This window comes from Lujinxingia litoralis (genome assembly GCF_003260125.1).
Classification (GTDB): Bacteria; Myxococcota_A; Bradymonadia; order Bradymonadales; family Bradymonadaceae; genus Lujinxingia; species Lujinxingia litoralis.
Genome location: NZ_QHKO01000013.1, coordinates 1 through 16,671, shown reverse-complemented (window position 1 = coordinate 16,671; position 16,671 = coordinate 1). Strand labels below are relative to the sequence as shown.

The 16,671-nt window shown below is 60.9% G+C and carries 17 protein-coding genes; 13 read left to right on the top strand and 4 right to left on the bottom strand.

Annotated elements, in window-relative coordinates; all coding sequences use genetic code 11:
* Positions 1-66 precede the first annotated feature (66 nt).
* The 4 genes from rpsB (at position 67) to frr (ending at position 3,402) form a co-directional block, all read left to right on the top strand.
* Positions 67-903 carry a 30S ribosomal protein S2 gene (gene rpsB, locus DL240_RS18255; RefSeq protein ID WP_111731340.1) on the top strand — a complete coding sequence of 279 codons (837 nt, stop codon included), beginning with the start codon at positions 67-69 and terminating at the stop codon, positions 901-903.
* Between the two features lie 102 nt (positions 904-1,005).
* Complete coding sequence (gene tsf / locus DL240_RS18250) at positions 1,006-1,917, top strand: translation elongation factor Ts (RefSeq protein WP_111731339.1); 912 nt, start codon at positions 1,006-1,008, stop codon at positions 1,915-1,917.
* 108 nt (positions 1,918-2,025) lie between these two features.
* Positions 2,026-2,748 (top strand): UMP kinase, encoded by a 723-nt coding sequence (gene pyrH / locus DL240_RS18245; RefSeq protein ID WP_111731338.1) that lies wholly within the window; start codon positions 2,026-2,028, stop codon positions 2,746-2,748.
* Between the two features lie 96 nt (positions 2,749-2,844).
* Positions 2,845-3,402 carry a ribosome recycling factor gene (gene frr / locus DL240_RS18240; protein ID WP_111731337.1) on the top strand — a complete coding sequence of 186 codons (558 nt, stop codon included), beginning with the start codon at positions 2,845-2,847 and terminating at the stop codon, positions 3,400-3,402.
* Positions 3,403-3,491: 89 nt separating this feature from the next.
* Here the strand turns inward: frr and DL240_RS18235 are convergent, their stop codons facing one another.
* Both DL240_RS18235 and DL240_RS18230 read right to left on the bottom strand, forming a co-directional pair.
* Positions 3,492-4,472, bottom strand: coding sequence for an FHA domain-containing protein (locus tag DL240_RS18235; protein WP_111731336.1), 981 nt, complete (start codon positions 4,470-4,472; stop codon positions 3,492-3,494).
* A gap of 38 nt (positions 4,473-4,510) precedes the next feature.
* Complete coding sequence (locus DL240_RS18230; RefSeq protein WP_111731335.1) at positions 4,511-4,987, bottom strand: hypothetical protein; 477 nt, start codon at positions 4,985-4,987, stop codon at positions 4,511-4,513.
* Positions 4,988-5,109: 122 nt separating this feature from the next.
* Between DL240_RS18230 and mce the strand changes: the two genes are divergently transcribed.
* On the top strand, positions 5,110-5,520 hold the full coding sequence (gene mce, locus DL240_RS18225) for a methylmalonyl-CoA epimerase (RefSeq protein ID WP_111731334.1): 411 nt from the start codon (positions 5,110-5,112) through the stop codon (positions 5,518-5,520).
* A 4-nt stretch (positions 5,521-5,524) separates the two neighbouring features.
* On the opposite strand, the gene DL240_RS18220 is transcribed toward mce, so the two are convergent.
* Entirely contained in the window at positions 5,525-6,208 is a 684-nt protein-coding gene (locus DL240_RS18220; protein WP_233497089.1) for an endonuclease III domain-containing protein, read from the bottom strand.
* Between the two features lie 323 nt (positions 6,209-6,531).
* Between DL240_RS18220 and DL240_RS18215 the strand changes: the two genes are divergently transcribed.
* From DL240_RS18215 to DL240_RS18190, 6 genes are all read left to right on the top strand, one after another.
* The gene (locus DL240_RS18215) at positions 6,532-8,592 is read left to right on the top strand and encodes a PrkA family serine protein kinase (protein ID WP_111731332.1); all 2,061 of its coding nucleotides are present in this window, start codon (positions 6,532-6,534) and stop codon (positions 8,590-8,592) included.
* A 114-nt stretch (positions 8,593-8,706) separates the two neighbouring features.
* Positions 8,707-9,822: a DUF444 family protein gene (locus tag DL240_RS18210; protein ID WP_111731331.1), complete on the top strand. Its 1,116-nt coding sequence runs from the start codon at positions 8,707-8,709 to the stop codon at positions 9,820-9,822.
* Between the two features lie 35 nt (positions 9,823-9,857).
* Positions 9,858-11,354, top strand: coding sequence for a SpoVR family protein (locus DL240_RS18205; protein ID WP_111731330.1), 1,497 nt, complete (start codon positions 9,858-9,860; stop codon positions 11,352-11,354).
* Positions 11,351-12,463, top strand: a complete 1,113-nt coding sequence (locus tag DL240_RS18200; protein ID WP_199589863.1) for a quinone-dependent dihydroorotate dehydrogenase — start codon at positions 11,351-11,353, stop codon at positions 12,461-12,463. Before DL240_RS18205 ends, DL240_RS18200 begins: the two co-directional genes overlap by 4 nt.
* 90 nt (positions 12,464-12,553) lie before the next feature.
* The gene (locus tag DL240_RS18195) at positions 12,554-12,955 is read left to right on the top strand and encodes a hypothetical protein (RefSeq protein WP_111731329.1); all 402 of its coding nucleotides are present in this window, start codon (positions 12,554-12,556) and stop codon (positions 12,953-12,955) included.
* A gap of 84 nt (positions 12,956-13,039) precedes the next feature.
* On the top strand, positions 13,040-14,170 hold the full coding sequence (locus tag DL240_RS18190) for a UTP--glucose-1-phosphate uridylyltransferase (protein ID WP_158542755.1): 1,131 nt from the start codon (positions 13,040-13,042) through the stop codon (positions 14,168-14,170).
* Between the two features lie 104 nt (positions 14,171-14,274).
* Here DL240_RS18190 and DL240_RS18185 read toward each other — a convergent pair whose 3' ends face one another.
* Complete coding sequence (locus tag DL240_RS18185; protein ID WP_111731327.1) at positions 14,275-14,661, bottom strand: hypothetical protein; 387 nt, start codon at positions 14,659-14,661, stop codon at positions 14,275-14,277.
* Between the two features lie 239 nt (positions 14,662-14,900).
* Between DL240_RS18185 and DL240_RS18180 the strand changes: the two genes are divergently transcribed.
* Positions 14,901-15,491: a hypothetical protein gene (locus DL240_RS18180; protein ID WP_111731326.1), complete on the top strand. Its 591-nt coding sequence runs from the start codon at positions 14,901-14,903 to the stop codon at positions 15,489-15,491.
* 159 nt (positions 15,492-15,650) lie between these two features.
* The gene (locus DL240_RS18175) at positions 15,651-16,562 is read left to right on the top strand and encodes a bile acid:sodium symporter family protein (RefSeq protein WP_111731325.1); all 912 of its coding nucleotides are present in this window, start codon (positions 15,651-15,653) and stop codon (positions 16,560-16,562) included.
* The last annotated feature ends 109 nt before the right edge of the window (positions 16,563-16,671 follow it).

Genomic DNA, 16,671 nt, shown 5'->3' with positions numbered 1-16,671 from the left:
GCCGGGGTGGGAACCGACGGTTGATGAAGGCGGAAGAACAACAAATTTCTCATCAGGAGCAACACCATGAACCAGGTAACGATGCGCGACCTTCTGGAAGCCGGCGTCCACTTCGGCCACCAGACCAACCGATGGAACCCCAAAATGCGCCCCTACATCTTCGGTGCGCGCAACGGGATTCACATCATCGACCTGAGCCAGACCGTGCGTATGTTCGCCGACGCCTACGACTTCGTGACGAAGATCGCGGCCAAGGGTGAGTCGATCATGTTCGTCGGCACCAAGAAGCAGGCTCAGGACGCGATCCGCGAGCAGGCCGAGCGCGCCGGTCAGTTCTACGTGATCAACCGCTGGCTCGGCGGCACGATGACCAACTTCCAGACCATCCGCAACAGCATCAACCGCCTCAAAGAGCTCGACAAAATGTCGCGCGACGGGTCGTACGCCAAGTACACCAAGAAAGAAGTGCTGATGTTTGAGCGCGAGAAAGAGCGCCTGGAAAACAACGTCGGTGGTATTCGCGACATGACCGGCCTGCCCGGCGCCCTCTTCATCATCGATCCGAAGAAAGAAGAGAACGCCGTCAAAGAAGCCAAGAAGCTTGGTATCCCGGTTGTGGCCGTGTGCGACACCAACTGCGATCCGCGCGAGATCGATTACCCGATCCCCGGCAACGACGACGCCATCCGCGCCATCCGCCTCTTCGCCGGTGCGGTTGCCGAAGCCTGCCTGGAAGGCTCCAAGTCGGCCAGCAAGCGTCGTGAGCAGAGCGCCCGTGAAGCGGCCAAAGAGTCCGCCGACTTCAATGCTCCGCAGAAAGGCAAGGCCGCCGAGGTTGAGGTCCAGCACGTGAGCCGTCCCGAGAAGGGGGAAGGCGACGCTGGCGAAGCCAAGGCCAAGTAAGTCTGAGTCATCAGCAGACGCGCACTTAGATGGGGATTGTTGGAGTCTAAGTGCGCGTTTTTATAAGTAATTCAGAAGCGAAGACGAGCGTAAGGAGCGAAGATGTCGATTTCTGCCCAGGAAGTCAAAAAGCTGCGCGAGATGTCGGGCGCCGGCATGATGGACTGCAAAAAAGCCCTCCAGGAAACCAACGGTAACCTGGAAGAGGCCCTGCTTTACCTGCAGAAGAAGGGCTCGGCGGCTGCCGCCAAGAAGGCCTCCCGCACCGCGGCCGAAGGTCTGGTCCAGATCTGGACCAACGACGACGCCACCGAAGCGGTGATGGTTGAAGTCAACTGCGAGACCGACTTTGTGGCTCGCAACGATCAGTTCATGGCCTTTGTGCAGCGTATCGCCAAGACCATCGGTGAGTCGGGTGTGGAGACGATCGAAGCGCTTGAAGACGCCACGATCGCCGATGGCGACAAGTCGGTGGCCGAGTACATCACCGAGCAGATCGCGACGATTGGCGAGAACATCAAAGTTCGTCGCTTCGTGCGCTACACGGTTGAAAACGGCGTGATCGGCCCCTACATCCATGCCGGCGATCAGCTGGGCGTGATGGTCATGCTCGAAACCCCGGCCGGTGCCGACACCGACAAGGCCGGCGAAGTGGCTCGTGATGTGGCGATGCACATCGCGGCGATGAAGCCCGGGTACCTGCGCGACGAAGATATCCCGGCCGAAGCCGAAGCCGCGCACAAAGAGATCCTGGCCGCGCGCGCTGCCGAGACCGGCAAGCCCGCCGAGATCATTGAGCGCATGCTCACCGGTCAGATCAAAAAGTGGCGTGCCGAGAGCGTGCTGCTGAGCCAGGCCTTCGTCAAGGACTCCGACAAGACCGTCGGTGAGTTCGTCAAGACGGTCGATGGTGCCTCGGTGGCTAGCTTCGTTCGCTTCGAGGTGGGTGAGGGGATCACCAAAGAAGAGAAGAGCCTGAGTGAAGAAGTCGCAGAGCAGTTGCGCGGCTCCTGACACTGAGAAGGGCGCCCGCCGGGCGCCCTTTTTTTTGCCCATTCGATGCCACACTTTTGGGAGGGCCTGCGCGATACGCAACGGGCGCTGCCAGATGCAGGAGCGAGCATGTCCGCCAATTACAAACGAGTCCTGATCAAACTCTCCGGGGAAGCCCTTCAGGGGGAGCAGGGCTATGGAATCTCGCCACATACCCTGGAAACCTTTGCCGGGGAGATCGCCGAGCTTCAGCGCATGGGGATCGAGGTGGCGATCGTCATCGGCGGAGGAAACATCTTCCGCGGGGTGGCCGGAAGTACGGCCGGAATGGACCGCACCTCGGCCGATTATATGGGGATGTTGGCCACGGTGATGAACGGGATCGCGCTGCAGGACGCCATTGAGCGCCTGGGGGTGCCCACCCGGCTGCAGACCGCGCTGGAAATCAAAGAGATCGCCGAGCCTTACATTCGCCGTCGGGCCACGCGTCACCTGGAGAAGGGGCGAGTGGTGATCTTTGGCGCCGGCACCGGTAATCCCTACTTCACCACCGATACCGCGGCGGCGCTGCGGGCGATGGAGGTCCAGGCCGAAGTTATTCTCAAGGCCACCAACGTCGACGGGGTCTACGACAGCGATCCGCGTCAAAACCCCGAGGCCGTACGCTTTGAGCGGTTGACTTACCTCGATGTCTTGTCGAAGAATCTCCGCGTGATGGACTCCACCGCGATCAGCCTGTGCATGGAGAACGACCTGCCGATCATCGTGTTTGATCTGAATCAGGCCGGGAACATCAAGCGGGTGATTGAGGGTGAAGATCTGGGGACGCTGATTTGTCCCAATCCCAGGTAACCACGCCGACGATTACGGGCTCGTCAAAGCGCGCCGGGTGAAGAGATTCCCCGGCGTGTGTAGCGACGGCCTGTTATGTGATGAGAGGAAGATAAAATGGTTCAGGAAGTCATCGATGGTCTGCGCAGCGATTATGAACAGACGCTCGACAAGCTGCGTCGCGAGCTGACCAAGATCCGTACCGGTCGGGCCAACGTCAACATGCTCGATGGCGTACGCGTGGACTACTACGGCTCGCCCTCGCCGCTGAGCCAGGTGGCCACCCTGCGTGTGCCGGAGCCCCGGCTGATCACCATTCAGCCCTGGGAGAAGAACATTATCTCCGACATTGAGAAGGCCATTCAGATGTCGGACCTGGGGTTGAACCCTTCCAACGACGGTACGCTGATCCGGGTGCCCATTCCCGCGCTGACCGGGGAACGTCGTCAGGAGCTGGTGAAGGTCGCCCGTCGCACGGGGGAAGACCATAAGATCGCGCTGCGCAACCAGCGCCGCGATGCCAATGATATGGTCAAGCAGCTGGAGAAAGACTCCGAGATCACCGAAGACGAGATGCACAAGGGCTATGAGAAGATCAATAGCCTGACCGAGGAGTTTGCCAACAAGATCGACGCGATGCTGGCGAAAAAGGAAGCCGAGATCGTGGAAGTCTGAGGGTACAAGGGAGCGGCACTTGGTTGCTCCCGGCTGTGGTCTACGAAGAGAGCCCGACGCGTCTGCGTCGGGCTTTTCCTGTATCCGGGCTAGAGAAAGGCCCATAGCAGGGCGCCAGTTGCAGCAAAAAGCACCAGGCCGCCGGCTAAAAGAAGGTGCTCCAGGCCTAACCGTGGCCGGGCCGGAGCGCTCAGTGAGAGCGCGGTGGGTTTGCGCTCGGTGCTCGCCCGAGCCGGGGCGGCGTCGGGCTCCGGGGGAGGCGGGGAAGTCTCTGGAGCGGGTGAATCCGTGGTCGGAGGGGGAGCTGTCTGCTCCTCGGAGAGGTTTACGGTGGGGCGAGAGGCAGGGCTGGGAAGGTTGCGGGGAGCCACCAGAGCTTCGAGAGGATCGTAGAGCAGGAGTTCACAGCTGCCGATTTGCAGACGGGCCCCACTGGCAACCGGGGTCGGGCTCTGCACGGGCTGCTGGTCCAGGAGAAGCTCGGCGGTGCCCAGCGGGGTGAGGATGTATCGGGAGGCCTCGGTGTGCACGGTGGCCACCTGGTCCGGGAGCGAGGCGTCCGGCAGACAGATGGACGCCTCGCGGCTTCCTCCCAGCGTGATGCGGGCCTCGCCGCCCAGAGCAAAGCGCCGTCCGCTGCCCGGACCGCTCAGAATTTCGAAGAAGGCCTGCAGCTCCGAGGCGTCGCTCTCATCGAGGGCGTGATGGACCTGCTGATGCAGTGAGGTGGCGGATTGCGCCGTGGTATAAGGCTCGTTGGAGGCGTCGACCAGGTGCATGTTCAGCGTCAGGTCGCCGATGCGCAGGGGGTGATGCTGGGCGACGGCGGTGGGATGATGTGAGCTGAGCCGATGGGTGCCAATGAAGGTGCCGTTGGTGCTCCCCAGATCGGTGACCAGGATCTGTTCGCCCTGCAGGTCGATGCTTAAGTGGCGGCCGGAGATGCTGGTAAATGGGATGGGGAGGTCGTTATCGAGCTGACGGCCCAGCCGGAAGGGAAAATGATCGGCGATGGCTTGGCGAGCGCGCTTGCCATCAGAGGTTTGAATCGAGATGTGGAGACGGCGCATGCATACCTCCAGAGGTGGTATGCCAAACGGCGCTAGGCTTAGACGAGCCCTAGTTGGCTAATGAGAAAGAAGAGGGCGGATACGATAAATGCGGTCGCGATGGCCGCGGTCAGGCCGCCGCGGCGCATCCGTCTACGAGCGATTCGGGCGCGCTGCTGCTCCTGGTCACGTACATCGACGAGTTGTTCGGGGTCGGTCAGGAAGGCTTCGGCGGCACGGACTTCACGTTTCCAGAAGGCCCGCTCGGTGTCGTTGAGCCGCTGGCCCCGTACGTCGATGATGTAGTGCGCTTGTACTTCTTCTTGGAGCGCCTGCAGGCGAAGTTCGGTTCCCAGCCCGCTCATCTCAGAGGTGCGCCATCCAGCCCCCGGGGTGCCCCGGGTTAGCATGAGCTCAGCGTCCTCGGAGGGACGGGGCATGTAACCGTTGTGGACAAAGAAATCACCGAGTGCATCGAGCGGCGCGGGATGCTCAGCAGGCAGTCGAATGGTATGGGTGATCTCGTAAGTAGACACCGGCCAGTCCGGAAGAAAGAAAGGTCTCAGTTGACGGTTTGCGACGGGCGAGAGGTTAGCATGCGTGAGGATCTCCCCGCAACGCGGCCGCTTCGCGGCGGATGCAACCCCAGGGAGTGAACATGTTGGAGAAGATCGATCATATTGGCATTGCTGTGCGCTCGGTGGAGGCCAGTTCAGTTCTATATCGCGATGTGCTGGGCCTGGCCTATGAGGGGACCGAAGTGGTGGAGAGTCAGGGCGTGAAGGTCGCTTTCTTCAGGCTCGGAGAGGCCAAAATCGAGCTTCTGGAGCCCCTCCATGAGGAGAGCCCCATCGCGCGTTTTCTGGAGAAGAAGGGGGAGGGAATTCACCATATTGCGCTGGGGTGTGATGATATTGAGGCCTGGCGCGCGCGCATGGAGGAGGCCGGTGTGCGCCTGCTCAGCGAGGAGCCGATCGATGGCGCCCACGGCAAGCTCATCACCTTTATGCATCCGGCCGATACCGGGCGCGTGTTGCTGGAGTTGACCCAGCGCCGCCAGCAGCCGTGAAGGGTTAGCCTTCGGTCAGGAGCTGCTGGCCGAAGGGGCAATCTTCCGTCAGGGGGCACTCGTCGCAGCGCGGGTTTCGAGCCCGGCAGGTGGTACGGCCATGGGCTACCAGTGCCATATGTGCCGGCAGGCGATCGGCGGGGGGGATGAGCGCCTGCATGGTCTGGTGAGCCGCGTCGTCGCCAAGGGCGGGATCCAGCCAGCGCAGGCGTTCGAAGATCCGGAAGATGTGGGTATCCATGGGGAAGAGGGGCATGCGTGCAGCGGCCATCAGCGTGAAGGCGGCAGTTTTGGGGCCGACGCCCTTGAATTTCAAAAGGTAGGCACGCGCCTGGTCGGGCTCCATCTGGTGCAGATGCTCCAGGGTGTACTGCCCGCGTTCTTGATGAATCTGGCGCAGCAAAGCCTGGATGCGGCGAGCCTTCTGGGAGGCCAGACCGGCCCGGCGGATACGATCTTCAACGATGTGGGAGGGGGCGTGAGCGATGCGGTGGAAGTCGGCCTCGAAGTGCTCCAGGAGCTGGCCGAAGGCCTGATCCGTGGCCTCTCGGGTGGTCTGCTGACTTAAGATCGTACGCACCAGGGTGCCCAGAATGTCATCGGACTCGCCCTGTCGTGGTGGGCTGTAGCGAGTGTAGAGACGATCAAGTGTACGCCGCAGGGTGGCGAAGTCAGGGATGGTGTACATGCTCACCGGGGCACTCGTCCTTGCTGGAGGTAGGGGCGAAATAGAGTTGATTCGCCTCCGGGTTGATCCCATGGCGAATGCTCATGGGGGTGAAGCTCGAAAAGGGGTTTCGCCTGGAGGCGATGTCTCCTAGTCTGCTGGCATCGCACATCATGATGATGTCGGGCATCGGGCAAACCGGGAGGTTTTCCGAGAGCAAGCCGGCATAGAAGTTGCTCTACCGTAGTCATTCGCAGCCCAGAGGCGGTCGCCGCGTTGCGTCGTGGGGATAGCTTCATACGATTATCGAAGCGCATTCGAGAGACGTCAGGAGAATACCATCTATGAGCGCTAAAGAGAGCCTGCTGCATAAAATTGGTCGTCACCATGACATTGACGAGTACCGTGATCTGCACTGGGAGGGGAGCTTCGAGGCGTATCTCGATCTGGTGCGCGAGGATACGCGGATAACGCGCAACGCCTACCAGCGCATCTTTGATATGGTGATGTCGTACGGGACCGAGGAGTACATCGACAATAAGAAGAAGATCGTACGCTATAACTTCTTCAAGGATGAAATCAGCGGTGGGGCCGACGCGATCTACGGGCTTGATATTCCGCTGATGCGCCTGGTCAATGTCTTTAAAGCGGCGGCCAATGAGTACGGCACCGAGAAACGCATCATCTTGCTTCACGGTCCGGTGGGAAGCTCCAAGTCGACCATTGCTCGCCTGCTGAAGAAGGGGATGGAGGAGTACACCCGCACTGAAGACGGGCGACTCTACACCTTTAGTTGGGTGATGCCGGAGGAGCTCCAGCACCTCACGGGCGGACAGGAGGTACTCCATGATCCGATGAATGAGGAGCCGCTCAAGCTCATTCCCCAGGAGTGGCGTCGCGGGGCGCTGGAGGAATTGGGGGTGGAGAACGTCGAGTCGATCCGGGTGCGCGGGGATCTGAATCCGGCCAGCCGCTTCATCTTCAAGGAGCTGATGCGGCACTACGGCGGCGACTGGACCCGGGTGATGGAGCATGTGCGGGTGAGGCGGATGCTCTTCAGCGAAAAAGATCGCGTGGGCATCGGGACCTTCCAGCCCAAAGACGAAAAGAACCAGGATTCGACGGAGCTCACCGGCGACATTAACTATCGCAAGATCGCCATTTATGGCTCCGACAGCGACCCGCGGGCGTTCAACTTCGATGGTGAGTTCTGCGTGGCCAACCGCGGCATCATCGAGTTTGTGGAGATCCTGAAGCTGGATGTGGCCTTCCTCTACGATCTGCTGGGAGCGACGCAAGAGCGCAAGATCAAGCCCAAGAAATTCGCGCAGACCGATATCGACGAGGTGATCATCGGTCACACCAACGAGCCGGAGTACCGCAAGCTCCTGGGCAACGAATACATGGAGGCGTTGCGCGACCGCACGGTCAAGATCGATATCCCCTACATCACCAAGTATCAGGAAGAGATTCGCATCTACAAAAAGGACTTCAACAACGAGAAGGTCAAAGGCAAACACATCGCTCCGCATACGATTGAGATGGCGGCGATGTGGGCGGTGCTCACGCGTCTGGAAGACCCGAAGAAGCACGACCTGACCCTGTTGCAGAAGTTGAAACTTTACGACGGGAAGTCGCTCACCGGGTACACCCAGGACAACGTCAAGGAGCTGCGTAAGGAGACGGTGCGAGAGGGGCTCACCGGGGTGAGTCCGCGCTACATTCAGGACAAGCTCTCCAATGCGCTGGTCAGCGATAAGACCGAGAGCAGCATTAACCCCTTCCTGGTGTTGAATGAGCTGGAGGGAGGTTTGAAGAACCACAGCCTGATCAGTTCTGAAGATGAGCGAGGGCGCTACCGGGAGATGCTGGCGGTGGTGAAGCAGGAGTACGAGGACATCGTTAAAAACGAAGTCCAACGGGCGATTTCGGCCGACGAAGAGGCGATTTCCAAGCTTTGCGCCAACTACATCGACAACGTCAAAGCTTACACTCAGAAGGAGAAGGTGCGGAATAAGTACACCGGTCAGTACGAGGAGCCCGATGAGCGTTTGATGCGGTCGATCGAGGAGAAGATCGATATCCCTGATAGCCGCAAAGACGACTTCCGCCGCGAGATCATGAACTACATCGGGGCGTTGGCCATTGATGGGAAGCAGTTCACCTATCAGACCAACGAGCGCCTGCGGAAGGCATTGGAACTCAAACTCTTCGAGGATCAGAAGGACTCGATCAAGCTGGCGAGTGTGGTCTCCAACGTGGTGGATCGCGATACCCAGGAGAAGATCGATATCGTCAAACAGCGTCTGATTCGCGACTACGGCTACAACGAGGAGTCGGCCACGGATGTGCTTAACTTTGTGGCAAGCATCTTTGCGCGTGGGGACTCCAAGCAGCAGTCGTGATCCGGGCGCGGAGGTGATTCGATGGGTCGGCGCCGCTCCCTGGCCGGGGCGAGCGCCGGCTCTCTTTGAGCAGGTGGCGCAGGGTCGGGCATGGCCTGACGAGGGATTTGAGTCATGACGGAATTGAACAAGATCAAGCAGGATCATCGCCGTTTTAAGCAGATCGTACGCGGCAAGATCAAACGCAACCTGCGCAAGTACATGAGTCAGGGTGAGATCACCGGCCGCCAGGGCAAAGACATTGTGAAGGTCCCGCTGCCCCGGATCGATATTCCGCGCTTTCGATTCAGCCAGAAGCAGCAGGGCGGGGTGGGGCAGGGCGAGGGGCAGCCCGGGGATAGCCTGGGGCAGGGCGAGGAGTCACCCGGGCAGGCCGGTCCGGCGGGCAACCAGGAGGGCGAGCACGGCGTGGAGGTCGATGTCTCGCTGGAAGAGCTCGCGGAAATCATGGGCGAGGAACTGGAGCTTCCCAATATTGAGCCCCGGGGAGTGAAGCGGCTGGAGACGGTGAAGGATAAGTACTCGGGCATTCGCACCACCGGCCCGGAGAGCCTGCGGCACTTTAAGCGTACCTATAAGTCGGCGCTTCAGCGGATGATCGCCAGCGGAGAGTACAACCCGGACAACCCGATCATCGTCCCGACCAAAGAGGATATGCGCTACCGCTCCTGGAAGCAGACCTCGCTCCCGGAATCCAACGCATTGATCCTGTATATGATGGATGTCTCCGGCTCGATGGGCGATGAGCAGAAGGAGATCGTACGCATCGAGTCGTTCTGGATCGATACGTGGCTACGCAGTCAGTATGAGGGCATTGAGAGCCGGTACATCATCCACGATGCCACGGCCAAAGAGGTGGACCGGGAGACGTTTTTCCGCACCCGGGAGTCGGGGGGGACGATGATCTCGAGTGCTTATAAGCTGGCGTTGCAGATTCTGGAGGAGGAGTACGCGATCGATGAGTGGAACGTGTACCTCTTTCATTTCTCCGACGGCGATAACTGGTCGGTGGATGATACCGGTGACTGCATGAAGTTGATGCAAGAGGGCTTGCTGCCCAAGGCCAATCTCTTCTGCTACGGGCAGGTAGAATCGCCCTACGGCTCGGGACAGTTCATTAAAGATATCAACGAGCACTTCGGAGATCATGAACGGGTGACGGTCTCGGAGATCAAGAACCGCGACGGGATTTACGATTCGATCAAAGAGTTTTTGGGGCGGGGCCTGTAACGAAGCGCCATGAGCCTGCGACGAGAAGGTATTTCATGAAGGCATTATCGCCACAGATTCAAGAGATCATCGCGCATATCAAAGAGGTGGCCGAGGACTTCGGACTGGACTTCTTTGAGACGATCTTTGAGCCGGTCGACTATAAGCAGATGAACGAGATCGCCTCGTACGGCGGTTTTCCCACGCGCTATCCGCACTGGCGTTTTGGGATGGAGTACGAGCAGCTCTCCAAGAGCTATGAGTACGGGCTCTCGAAGATCTACGAGATGGTCATCAACAATGACCCTTCTTATGCTTATCTGTTGGAGGGGAATAATCTGGTCGATCAGAAGACGGTGATCGCCCACGTGTATGCACACGTCGATTTCTTTAAGAACAACTATTACTTCTCAAAAACCAACCGGCGGATGGTCGATGAGATGGCTAACCACGGCGCGCGGATCCGGCGCTACGCGGACCGGCAGGGTATTGAGGCGGTGGAGAACTTCATCGATACGTGCCTCTCGATCGATAACCTGATCGATTATTACAGCCCTTTCATTGAGCGGCGTGGCGAGGAGATGAATCCCGAGGAGATGCGCCAGCGGGAGGTGCCGAAGTTTCAGGCCAAGGACTACATGGATGAGTTCATCAATCCGCAGTCCTTCATCGAAGAGCAGAAGAAGCGCATGGCTCAGGAGGCCGAAGAGGCCCGCCACTTCCCCAGGCGGCCGGAGCGCGATGTGATGCTCTTTTTGCTTGAGCATGCGCCGCTGGAGGGGTGGGAGGCCGACATTCTGTCGATCATGCGCGAGGAGGCGTATTACTTCGCTCCGCAGGGGCAGACGAAAATCATGAACGAGGGGTGGGCGTCGTACTGGCACTCCAAGATTCTGACCACCCGGGTGCTGAACGACTCCGAAATCATCGACTTTGCCGACATTAACAGCCGGGTGATGTCGAGCGCGCCGGGGCAGCTCAACCCTTATAAGCTGGGGGTGGCGCTCTTTCGGGACATTGAGGATCGGTGGAACAAGGGCAAGTTCGGCAAAGAGTGGGAGGAGGTCGACGATCTGGAGCGACGCGATTCCTGGGATAAGGAGCTGGGGTTGGGGCGCGATCAGATCTTTCGGGTGCGCAAGCTCTACAACGATGTGACCTTCATCGATGAGTTTTTGACCGAGGAGTTCGCCTCCCAGAGCCAGATGTTCACCTACGGGTACAATCGAAAAAGTGGGCACTGGGAGATCGAGAGTCGCGAGTTTGAGGAGATCAAGAGACGTCTGCTCGACTCCCTGACCAACTTCGGCCAGCCCTTTATCTACGTGCGCGATGGAAATTTTCGGAATCGGCGCGAGTTGCTCCTGCATCACAAGTTTGAGGGCACCGAGCTTCGCGCGGACTACGCGCATGAGGTGTTGGAGTCGATCTATCGCATCTGGAAGCGCCCGGTGAGTCTGGAGACGATGCGCGAGGAGAAGGGGTTGTTGATGTCTTATGATGGTACCGAGCATAAGGAGCAGAGCATCCCTTACGAGACGATCGGCGTGTGAGCGCGCGCAAAGGCAGTCGCGTGTATCGGGCGGTGCGAGGGGTGTTGTTCGGCCTGGATGCCGAGCAGGCTCATTATCTGGTGATGGGGGCGTGGTCGAGGTTGATGCGCCCGGCTCCGATTCGAGAGCTGGCGCAGCGCGCGTTGCGCGTGGATGACCCGCGTCTGGGGCAGAAGCTCTGGGGCGTGCATTTTGCAAACCCGGTGGGGCTGGCCGCGGGGTTTGATAAGGATGCGCGCTGGGTCAATGCCCTGGGGGCGCTGGGGTTCGGGCATGTCGAGGTGGGGACGGTGACCGCGCTGGCGCAGGCCGGAAATCCCCGGCCGCGGCTTTTTCGGTTAACGGAGGACGAGGCGCTCCTCAACCGGATGGGGTTTAATAATGGGGGCAGTCAGGCTGTGGCGCGGCGTCTGGAGGAGCTGCGGGTGGAGCCGGTGCTGGGCATCAATATCGGGAAGTCGAAGGTGACACCGCTGGATCGGGCTCGGGAGGATTACGCCACCACCCTGCGCGAGCTGCATCGATTTGCAGACTATCTGGTGGTCAACGTGAGCTCGCCCAATACGCCGGGGCTGCGCTCGTTGCAGGAAAAGGCACCCTTGAGGGAGCTGCTGGGGAGTCTGCAGGCGCTCAATGCGTCGTTGAGCGAGGGCACTCGTCGTACACCCCTGCTGGTGAAGATGGCGCCGGACCTGGGAGAGGGGGCGATCGATGATGTGCTCGAGGTGGTGGCGGAAGTGGGTATCGACGGGGTGGTGGCGACCAACACCACGATTTCGCGGCAGGGCTTGCGTGCCCCCGGGGTGGAGGAGCTGGGCGCCGGCGGGGTGTCGGGACGCCCGTTGGCCCGACGCAGCCGCGAGGTGATCGGGTACATCTATCGGCGCACTCGGGGGGAGGTGCCGATTGTGGGCGTGGGCGGGATTTTTGACGCCGAAGACGCGCTGGAGGCGCTGGAGGCCGGAGCCTCGTTGGTCCAGGTATGGACGGGCTTTGTGTACGAAGGGCCCCTGATGGTCCGGCGGATGCAACTGGAATTGTTGGAGTTGCTGGAGCGTCGGGGCTACGCGAGTGTGTCCGAGGCCGTGGGCGCGTCGCATCGAAGGTAAAGCGGGCTTTGCCCGGACCCGGGAGAGGAGCGTAAGATGCGATGTGCGTGATGTCGTGATGGTGGTCGGCGTGAGCAGCGGAGGTAGGTGATGAAGAGAGGTCGACGAGCGCTGGCAGGCGTCGGGGTTATGCTCCTGGTGTTGGGTGTGGCCGCGGTCGGGTATGCGCAGGGGCGAGACGCGGACGGTTCGCGTATGCAGGCGCGCCAGCTCGCGCCGGGGGCCTCTCATAGCGATGCCATCTCGCCGCCCCGGGACCGCGAAGACTGGTTCTTTGTGCGGGTGGATGAGGCCCGGGAGTTGACCTTCTCACTGAGGGCTCAACGCGGTGAGGCCAAGATGACGTTGGAGTTGCAGGGGGCGACCGGCGACCGCCTGGGAGTTTCCACCACCGAGGGTGGTAAGACTGCGTTGGCTCGGCGGGTGAATCCCGGAATCTATTACGTGCGGGTGAGCGGCGAGGGTGGGCGCTACGAGTTGCGAGTGCGATGACTTCGTACGCAGGGAGGGGGCGTCGTGGAAGGGGACGCGATGCCCTGACCGATCTGGCGAGACATCTGAATGACGAGGGGATGCATGGTTTCGAGCGTGATGGAATCGCTGAGGGACGAGGAGCGCGCGTTGTTGCAAGCTCATGGTTTTGATGAGGCGATGTTCGCGCGACTGCGCGCTCGGCTGAGGTCGGGGGCCTGGCAGGAATCCGATAATCAGGTACGGGGACAGGTGGAGAGGCCGGCGCCTGACGATGTGGAGGTCTTGCCGGCGCCCGGGAGTGTGCGGGAGCGGGAGCTTCACGAGCGGGGCATGGCCGCGTTGCGGGCAGGCGAGGTCGGAGCGCTGGTGCTGAACGGAGGCATGGCCACGCGCTTTGGTGGGGTTGTGAAGGGGTGTGTGGAGGTGCTGGAGGGGTGCTCGTTTCTGGGGATGAAAATGGGCGACGCGCGGGCCTGGGGGCGCTGTCCGGTGCTTTTGATGAACAGTTTTGCGACGGACATGCCGACGCGCGCGCATCTGGAGGCCCATGATTACTTCGGGATGGATCCGGAACAGGTGCTTCCCTTTACGCAGAACGTAAGCGTGAGGTTGACGCCTGAGGGGGAGGTGTTTCGGGGGCGCGCGGCCGGGAGTACGCTTTATGCGCCCGGGCATGGCGATGTGGTGGAGGCCCTGGGGCGCGGGGCGCTCCAGGCGTTTCGGGCGCGCGGCGGACGCTATCTGCTGATGTCGAACGTCGATAATGTGCTCGCCGATCTGGACCCGGTGATTGTGGGGGCGCATGTGGAGGCGGCCGAGGAACGCGGGGTGGAGATGAGCGTGGAGGTCGTGCAGAAGCTTGCGGGCGATCAGGGCGGGATGCCGGCCCGGGTCGATGGGGCGTTGCAGATCCTGGAGGCGTTTCGCTTTCCGAAGCGCTTTGATGTGAGCACGATCCCGGTCTTTAATACCAACTCATTTATGTTCAGTGCGGCGGCGCTGGAGCGTGGGTTTGAGCTGACCTGGTTCATGGTGCACAAGCGGGTCGACGGCGCTTCGGTGGTGCAGTTTGAGCGGCTGGCCGGGGAACTCTCGGCGTATCTGAAGACCCGTTTTGTGGAGGTGCCTCGTAGCGGCGTGCGCTCGCGTTTTTTGCCGATTAAACGACGGGAGGACCTGCGGGAGCATCGGGCTTTTCTGGCCGATGTGCTCGCGGAGCGAGCCGCAGAATGAGGTCGTAAACGAAGAGGGCGACGAGTTCTTCGGGCTCGGACGAAAAAAGCCCACCGCGCGTATCGCGCGGTGGGCTTTTTTGTGTGGCCGGTAGAGGGCAGCGATCAGTGGGCGTGATCGTGGCCTTCGTGTCCGTGGGCATGACCATGGCCCGCCTCGGCGGCGCCCTTCTTGGTGAGCATCATGTTGCAGAGCGGGCAGCGGGTGTCACCGTCGTTGGCGATGGCGTAGTGCACGGTGCCCATGTCGCAGTAGTAGACCCCGTCGGGGAGCTGCTCAGCCTTCACCGGGGGATCGAACTTGGTGCCTTCGGCGCTGACTTCGACGGCCGCAGGAGCTTCGGCTTCGGCGGGAGCTTCGGCTTCGGCGGGAGCTTCGGCTTCGGCTTCGGCAGGGGCTTCGGCCTCGGCGGGAGCTTCAGCTTCGGACTTGTTGTCGCAGGCAATCAGGGTCAACGCGATGGCGAAGAGGATGGCGAGCTGTTTGAACATTGATATGGCTCCATAAAAGGGAGTTGAGTGTGTGGTTAAGCGCGTCCTGCGGTGTGCGCTGGCCCGGAGCATAGCACGGTATGTTGAAGAGGTGGAGCGGGCTGTGGGGGGAGGGGGGAGCGGTCAGGCGCGACAATTCGCCAGTACTTGAAACGTGGTGCGTAACCTGAATAGGGTATAGGTCTGGTCACTCATTTCTATGCGAGCCGAATGAGGTCGCGCAACGCTGAGGGGATACGATGAAGAAGCTGATGATGGTGGTGTTGGTGGGGGGGGGGGCGGTTTCGGGGTGTTCAGTAACGGAACCGCTCTATGGCAACGAAGTCTGCGACTATATTGAGACCGCTGTGCTCTGGGAGGATGAGGCGCCCGGTGGGGTGGTGCCGGGCGATGTGTTTGATGGGTTGAGCACAATGGCGACGGTGGAGGCCGAAGAGTCTCCGAGCGGTGGAGAGGAGCTTTCGGTGATGATTGAGCGCGACGGCGACCATGCGTTTTATCTGGAGAGCGAGGTGTGTAAGTCGCGTCTGGAGCTTCCGTTGATTTTCAGCGTGTCGAGTGTCGCGGGCGATGCGCTGGATGAGGCGTTTGAGGTTCGGGCGGTGGTGGAGGGGGAGCGCGTAAAAGTAAACTACCGCTTTGACGTGAGTGAGTTGAACGGGAGCTATGTGCCGAGTCTTGATGGGGAGGGTGGCACGGTTCTGGGGTTGGAGTTGGCTGCGGATGTGGGGCCGACGGAGAGTGAGGCGCAGATCCTGGTGGATTTGGAGCAGCAACGCGGAGACGCGATATCGAATTTCATGCAGCAGGACTGGGCCTGGGGTTGGTGATGGTTGGGGGGGGGCGGTCGGCCCCGACGGGGGGCGGCGGCCGGGGTTGCGGGGAGTTGCGTCAGAAAAGGGGGGAGGGGATACTTCGAGCTCACGATTCAATGGTGAATGCGCCCGGTGATGTCATGTCGCCGGGGCGCCTGAGGCTCGGAGGGAGCAATGGAAGAGAGTGTTCTGACGTCGTTGGTGCTGCCGCTGTCGCTCTTCATCATCATGCTGGGGATGGGGCTGTCGCTGGTGGTGGAGGATTTTAAGAGGGTGGTCGTCTTTCCGAAGGCGGTGGCCGTGGGGCTTCTCAATCAGCTGGTATTGCTGCCCTTGGTGGGGCTGGGGCTGGCGGTGGCGTTCGGGTTGAGTCCGGAGATGGCGGTGGGGTTGATGATCATTGCGGCCTGTCCGGGCGGGGTGACTTCCAATTTGATCACGCATGTCTCGCGGGGGGATACGGCGCTGTCGATCACGCTGACGGCCATCAGTGGATTTGTGACGGTGGTGACGATTCCACTGATCATTGTGTTTTCACTGGGGTTCTTTATGGGGGAGGCGACGACGGTGCAGCTTCCGCTGGCGCAGACCATCGGGCAGATCGTGGGGATTACGGTGTTGCCGGTGAGTCTGGGGATGGTGTTGCGTTGGCGTAAGCCTGCGCTTGCAGATCGCTTGGAGCGGCCGGCGCGGGTGGGGTCGGTGGTGGTGTTTGTGGTGCTGCTCATCGGGATCATTGCGGCGAATATTGAGGTGTTGCGCAATCACTTTGCGGAGCTTGCGGCGGTGACGATCGGGTTGAACGTGGCGATGATGCTCATCGGGTTCTGGTCGTCGAAGATGCTGAAGCTGGAGTTGCCGCAGGCGCTGGCGATTTCCATTGAGTCGGGGATGCAGAATGGGACGCTGGCGATCGTGATCGCGACGTCGATCCTGATGCAGGGGCAGATGGCGGTGCCCGGGGGCATTTACAGCCTGGTGATGTTTGCCACCGGCGGGGTGATGATGGCGTATTTCGGGCGCCGGGGCGCGGCGTCTGGCGAGCCGGCGGGAGCCGATGGGTCGGCGGAGATCGCTGCGGCCTGAGAGGGAGGGGCAAGAGGGCACGCAGAGGTGTTGCCCCCCTTGGCGGGCGTTCGCGAAGGTGTCGCGCCCCCCTCGACCCCCTCGGTGGGGCGTTCGCGAAGGTGTCGCG

Excerpts from the sequence above, each read along its gene's own strand:
- DL240_RS18235 (WP_111731336.1), bottom strand. The coding sequence starts at position 4,472 with ATGCGCCGTCTCCACATCTCGATTCAAACCTCTGATGGCAAGCGCGCT.
- DL240_RS18190 (WP_158542755.1), top strand. The coding sequence starts at position 13,040 with ATGGTTTCGAGCGTGATGGAATCGCTGAGGGACGAGGAGCGCGCGTTG.
- tsf (WP_111731339.1), top strand. The coding sequence starts at position 1,006 with ATGTCGATTTCTGCCCAGGAAGTCAAAAAGCTGCGCGAGATGTCGGGC.
- DL240_RS18205 (WP_111731330.1), top strand. The coding sequence starts at position 9,858 with ATGAAGGCATTATCGCCACAGATTCAAGAGATCATCGCGCATATCAAA.
- DL240_RS18195 (WP_111731329.1), top strand. The coding sequence starts at position 12,554 with ATGAAGAGAGGTCGACGAGCGCTGGCAGGCGTCGGGGTTATGCTCCTG.
- mce (WP_111731334.1), top strand. The coding sequence starts at position 5,110 with ATGTTGGAGAAGATCGATCATATTGGCATTGCTGTGCGCTCGGTGGAG.
- DL240_RS18185 (WP_111731327.1), bottom strand. The coding sequence starts at position 14,661 with ATGTTCAAACAGCTCGCCATCCTCTTCGCCATCGCGTTGACCCTGATT.
- DL240_RS18220 (WP_233497089.1), bottom strand. The coding sequence starts at position 6,208 with ATGTACACCATCCCTGACTTCGCCACCCTGCGGCGTACACTTGATCGT.
- frr (WP_111731337.1), top strand. The coding sequence starts at position 2,845 with ATGGTTCAGGAAGTCATCGATGGTCTGCGCAGCGATTATGAACAGACG.
- DL240_RS18215 (WP_111731332.1), top strand. The coding sequence starts at position 6,532 with ATGAGCGCTAAAGAGAGCCTGCTGCATAAAATTGGTCGTCACCATGAC.
- DL240_RS18210 (WP_111731331.1), top strand. The coding sequence starts at position 8,707 with ATGACGGAATTGAACAAGATCAAGCAGGATCATCGCCGTTTTAAGCAG.
- rpsB (WP_111731340.1), top strand. The coding sequence starts at position 67 with ATGAACCAGGTAACGATGCGCGACCTTCTGGAAGCCGGCGTCCACTTC.
- DL240_RS18180 (WP_111731326.1), top strand. The coding sequence starts at position 14,901 with ATGAAGAAGCTGATGATGGTGGTGTTGGTGGGGGGGGGGGCGGTTTCG.
- pyrH (WP_111731338.1), top strand. The coding sequence starts at position 2,026 with ATGTCCGCCAATTACAAACGAGTCCTGATCAAACTCTCCGGGGAAGCC.
- DL240_RS18175 (WP_111731325.1), top strand. The coding sequence starts at position 15,651 with ATGGAAGAGAGTGTTCTGACGTCGTTGGTGCTGCCGCTGTCGCTCTTC.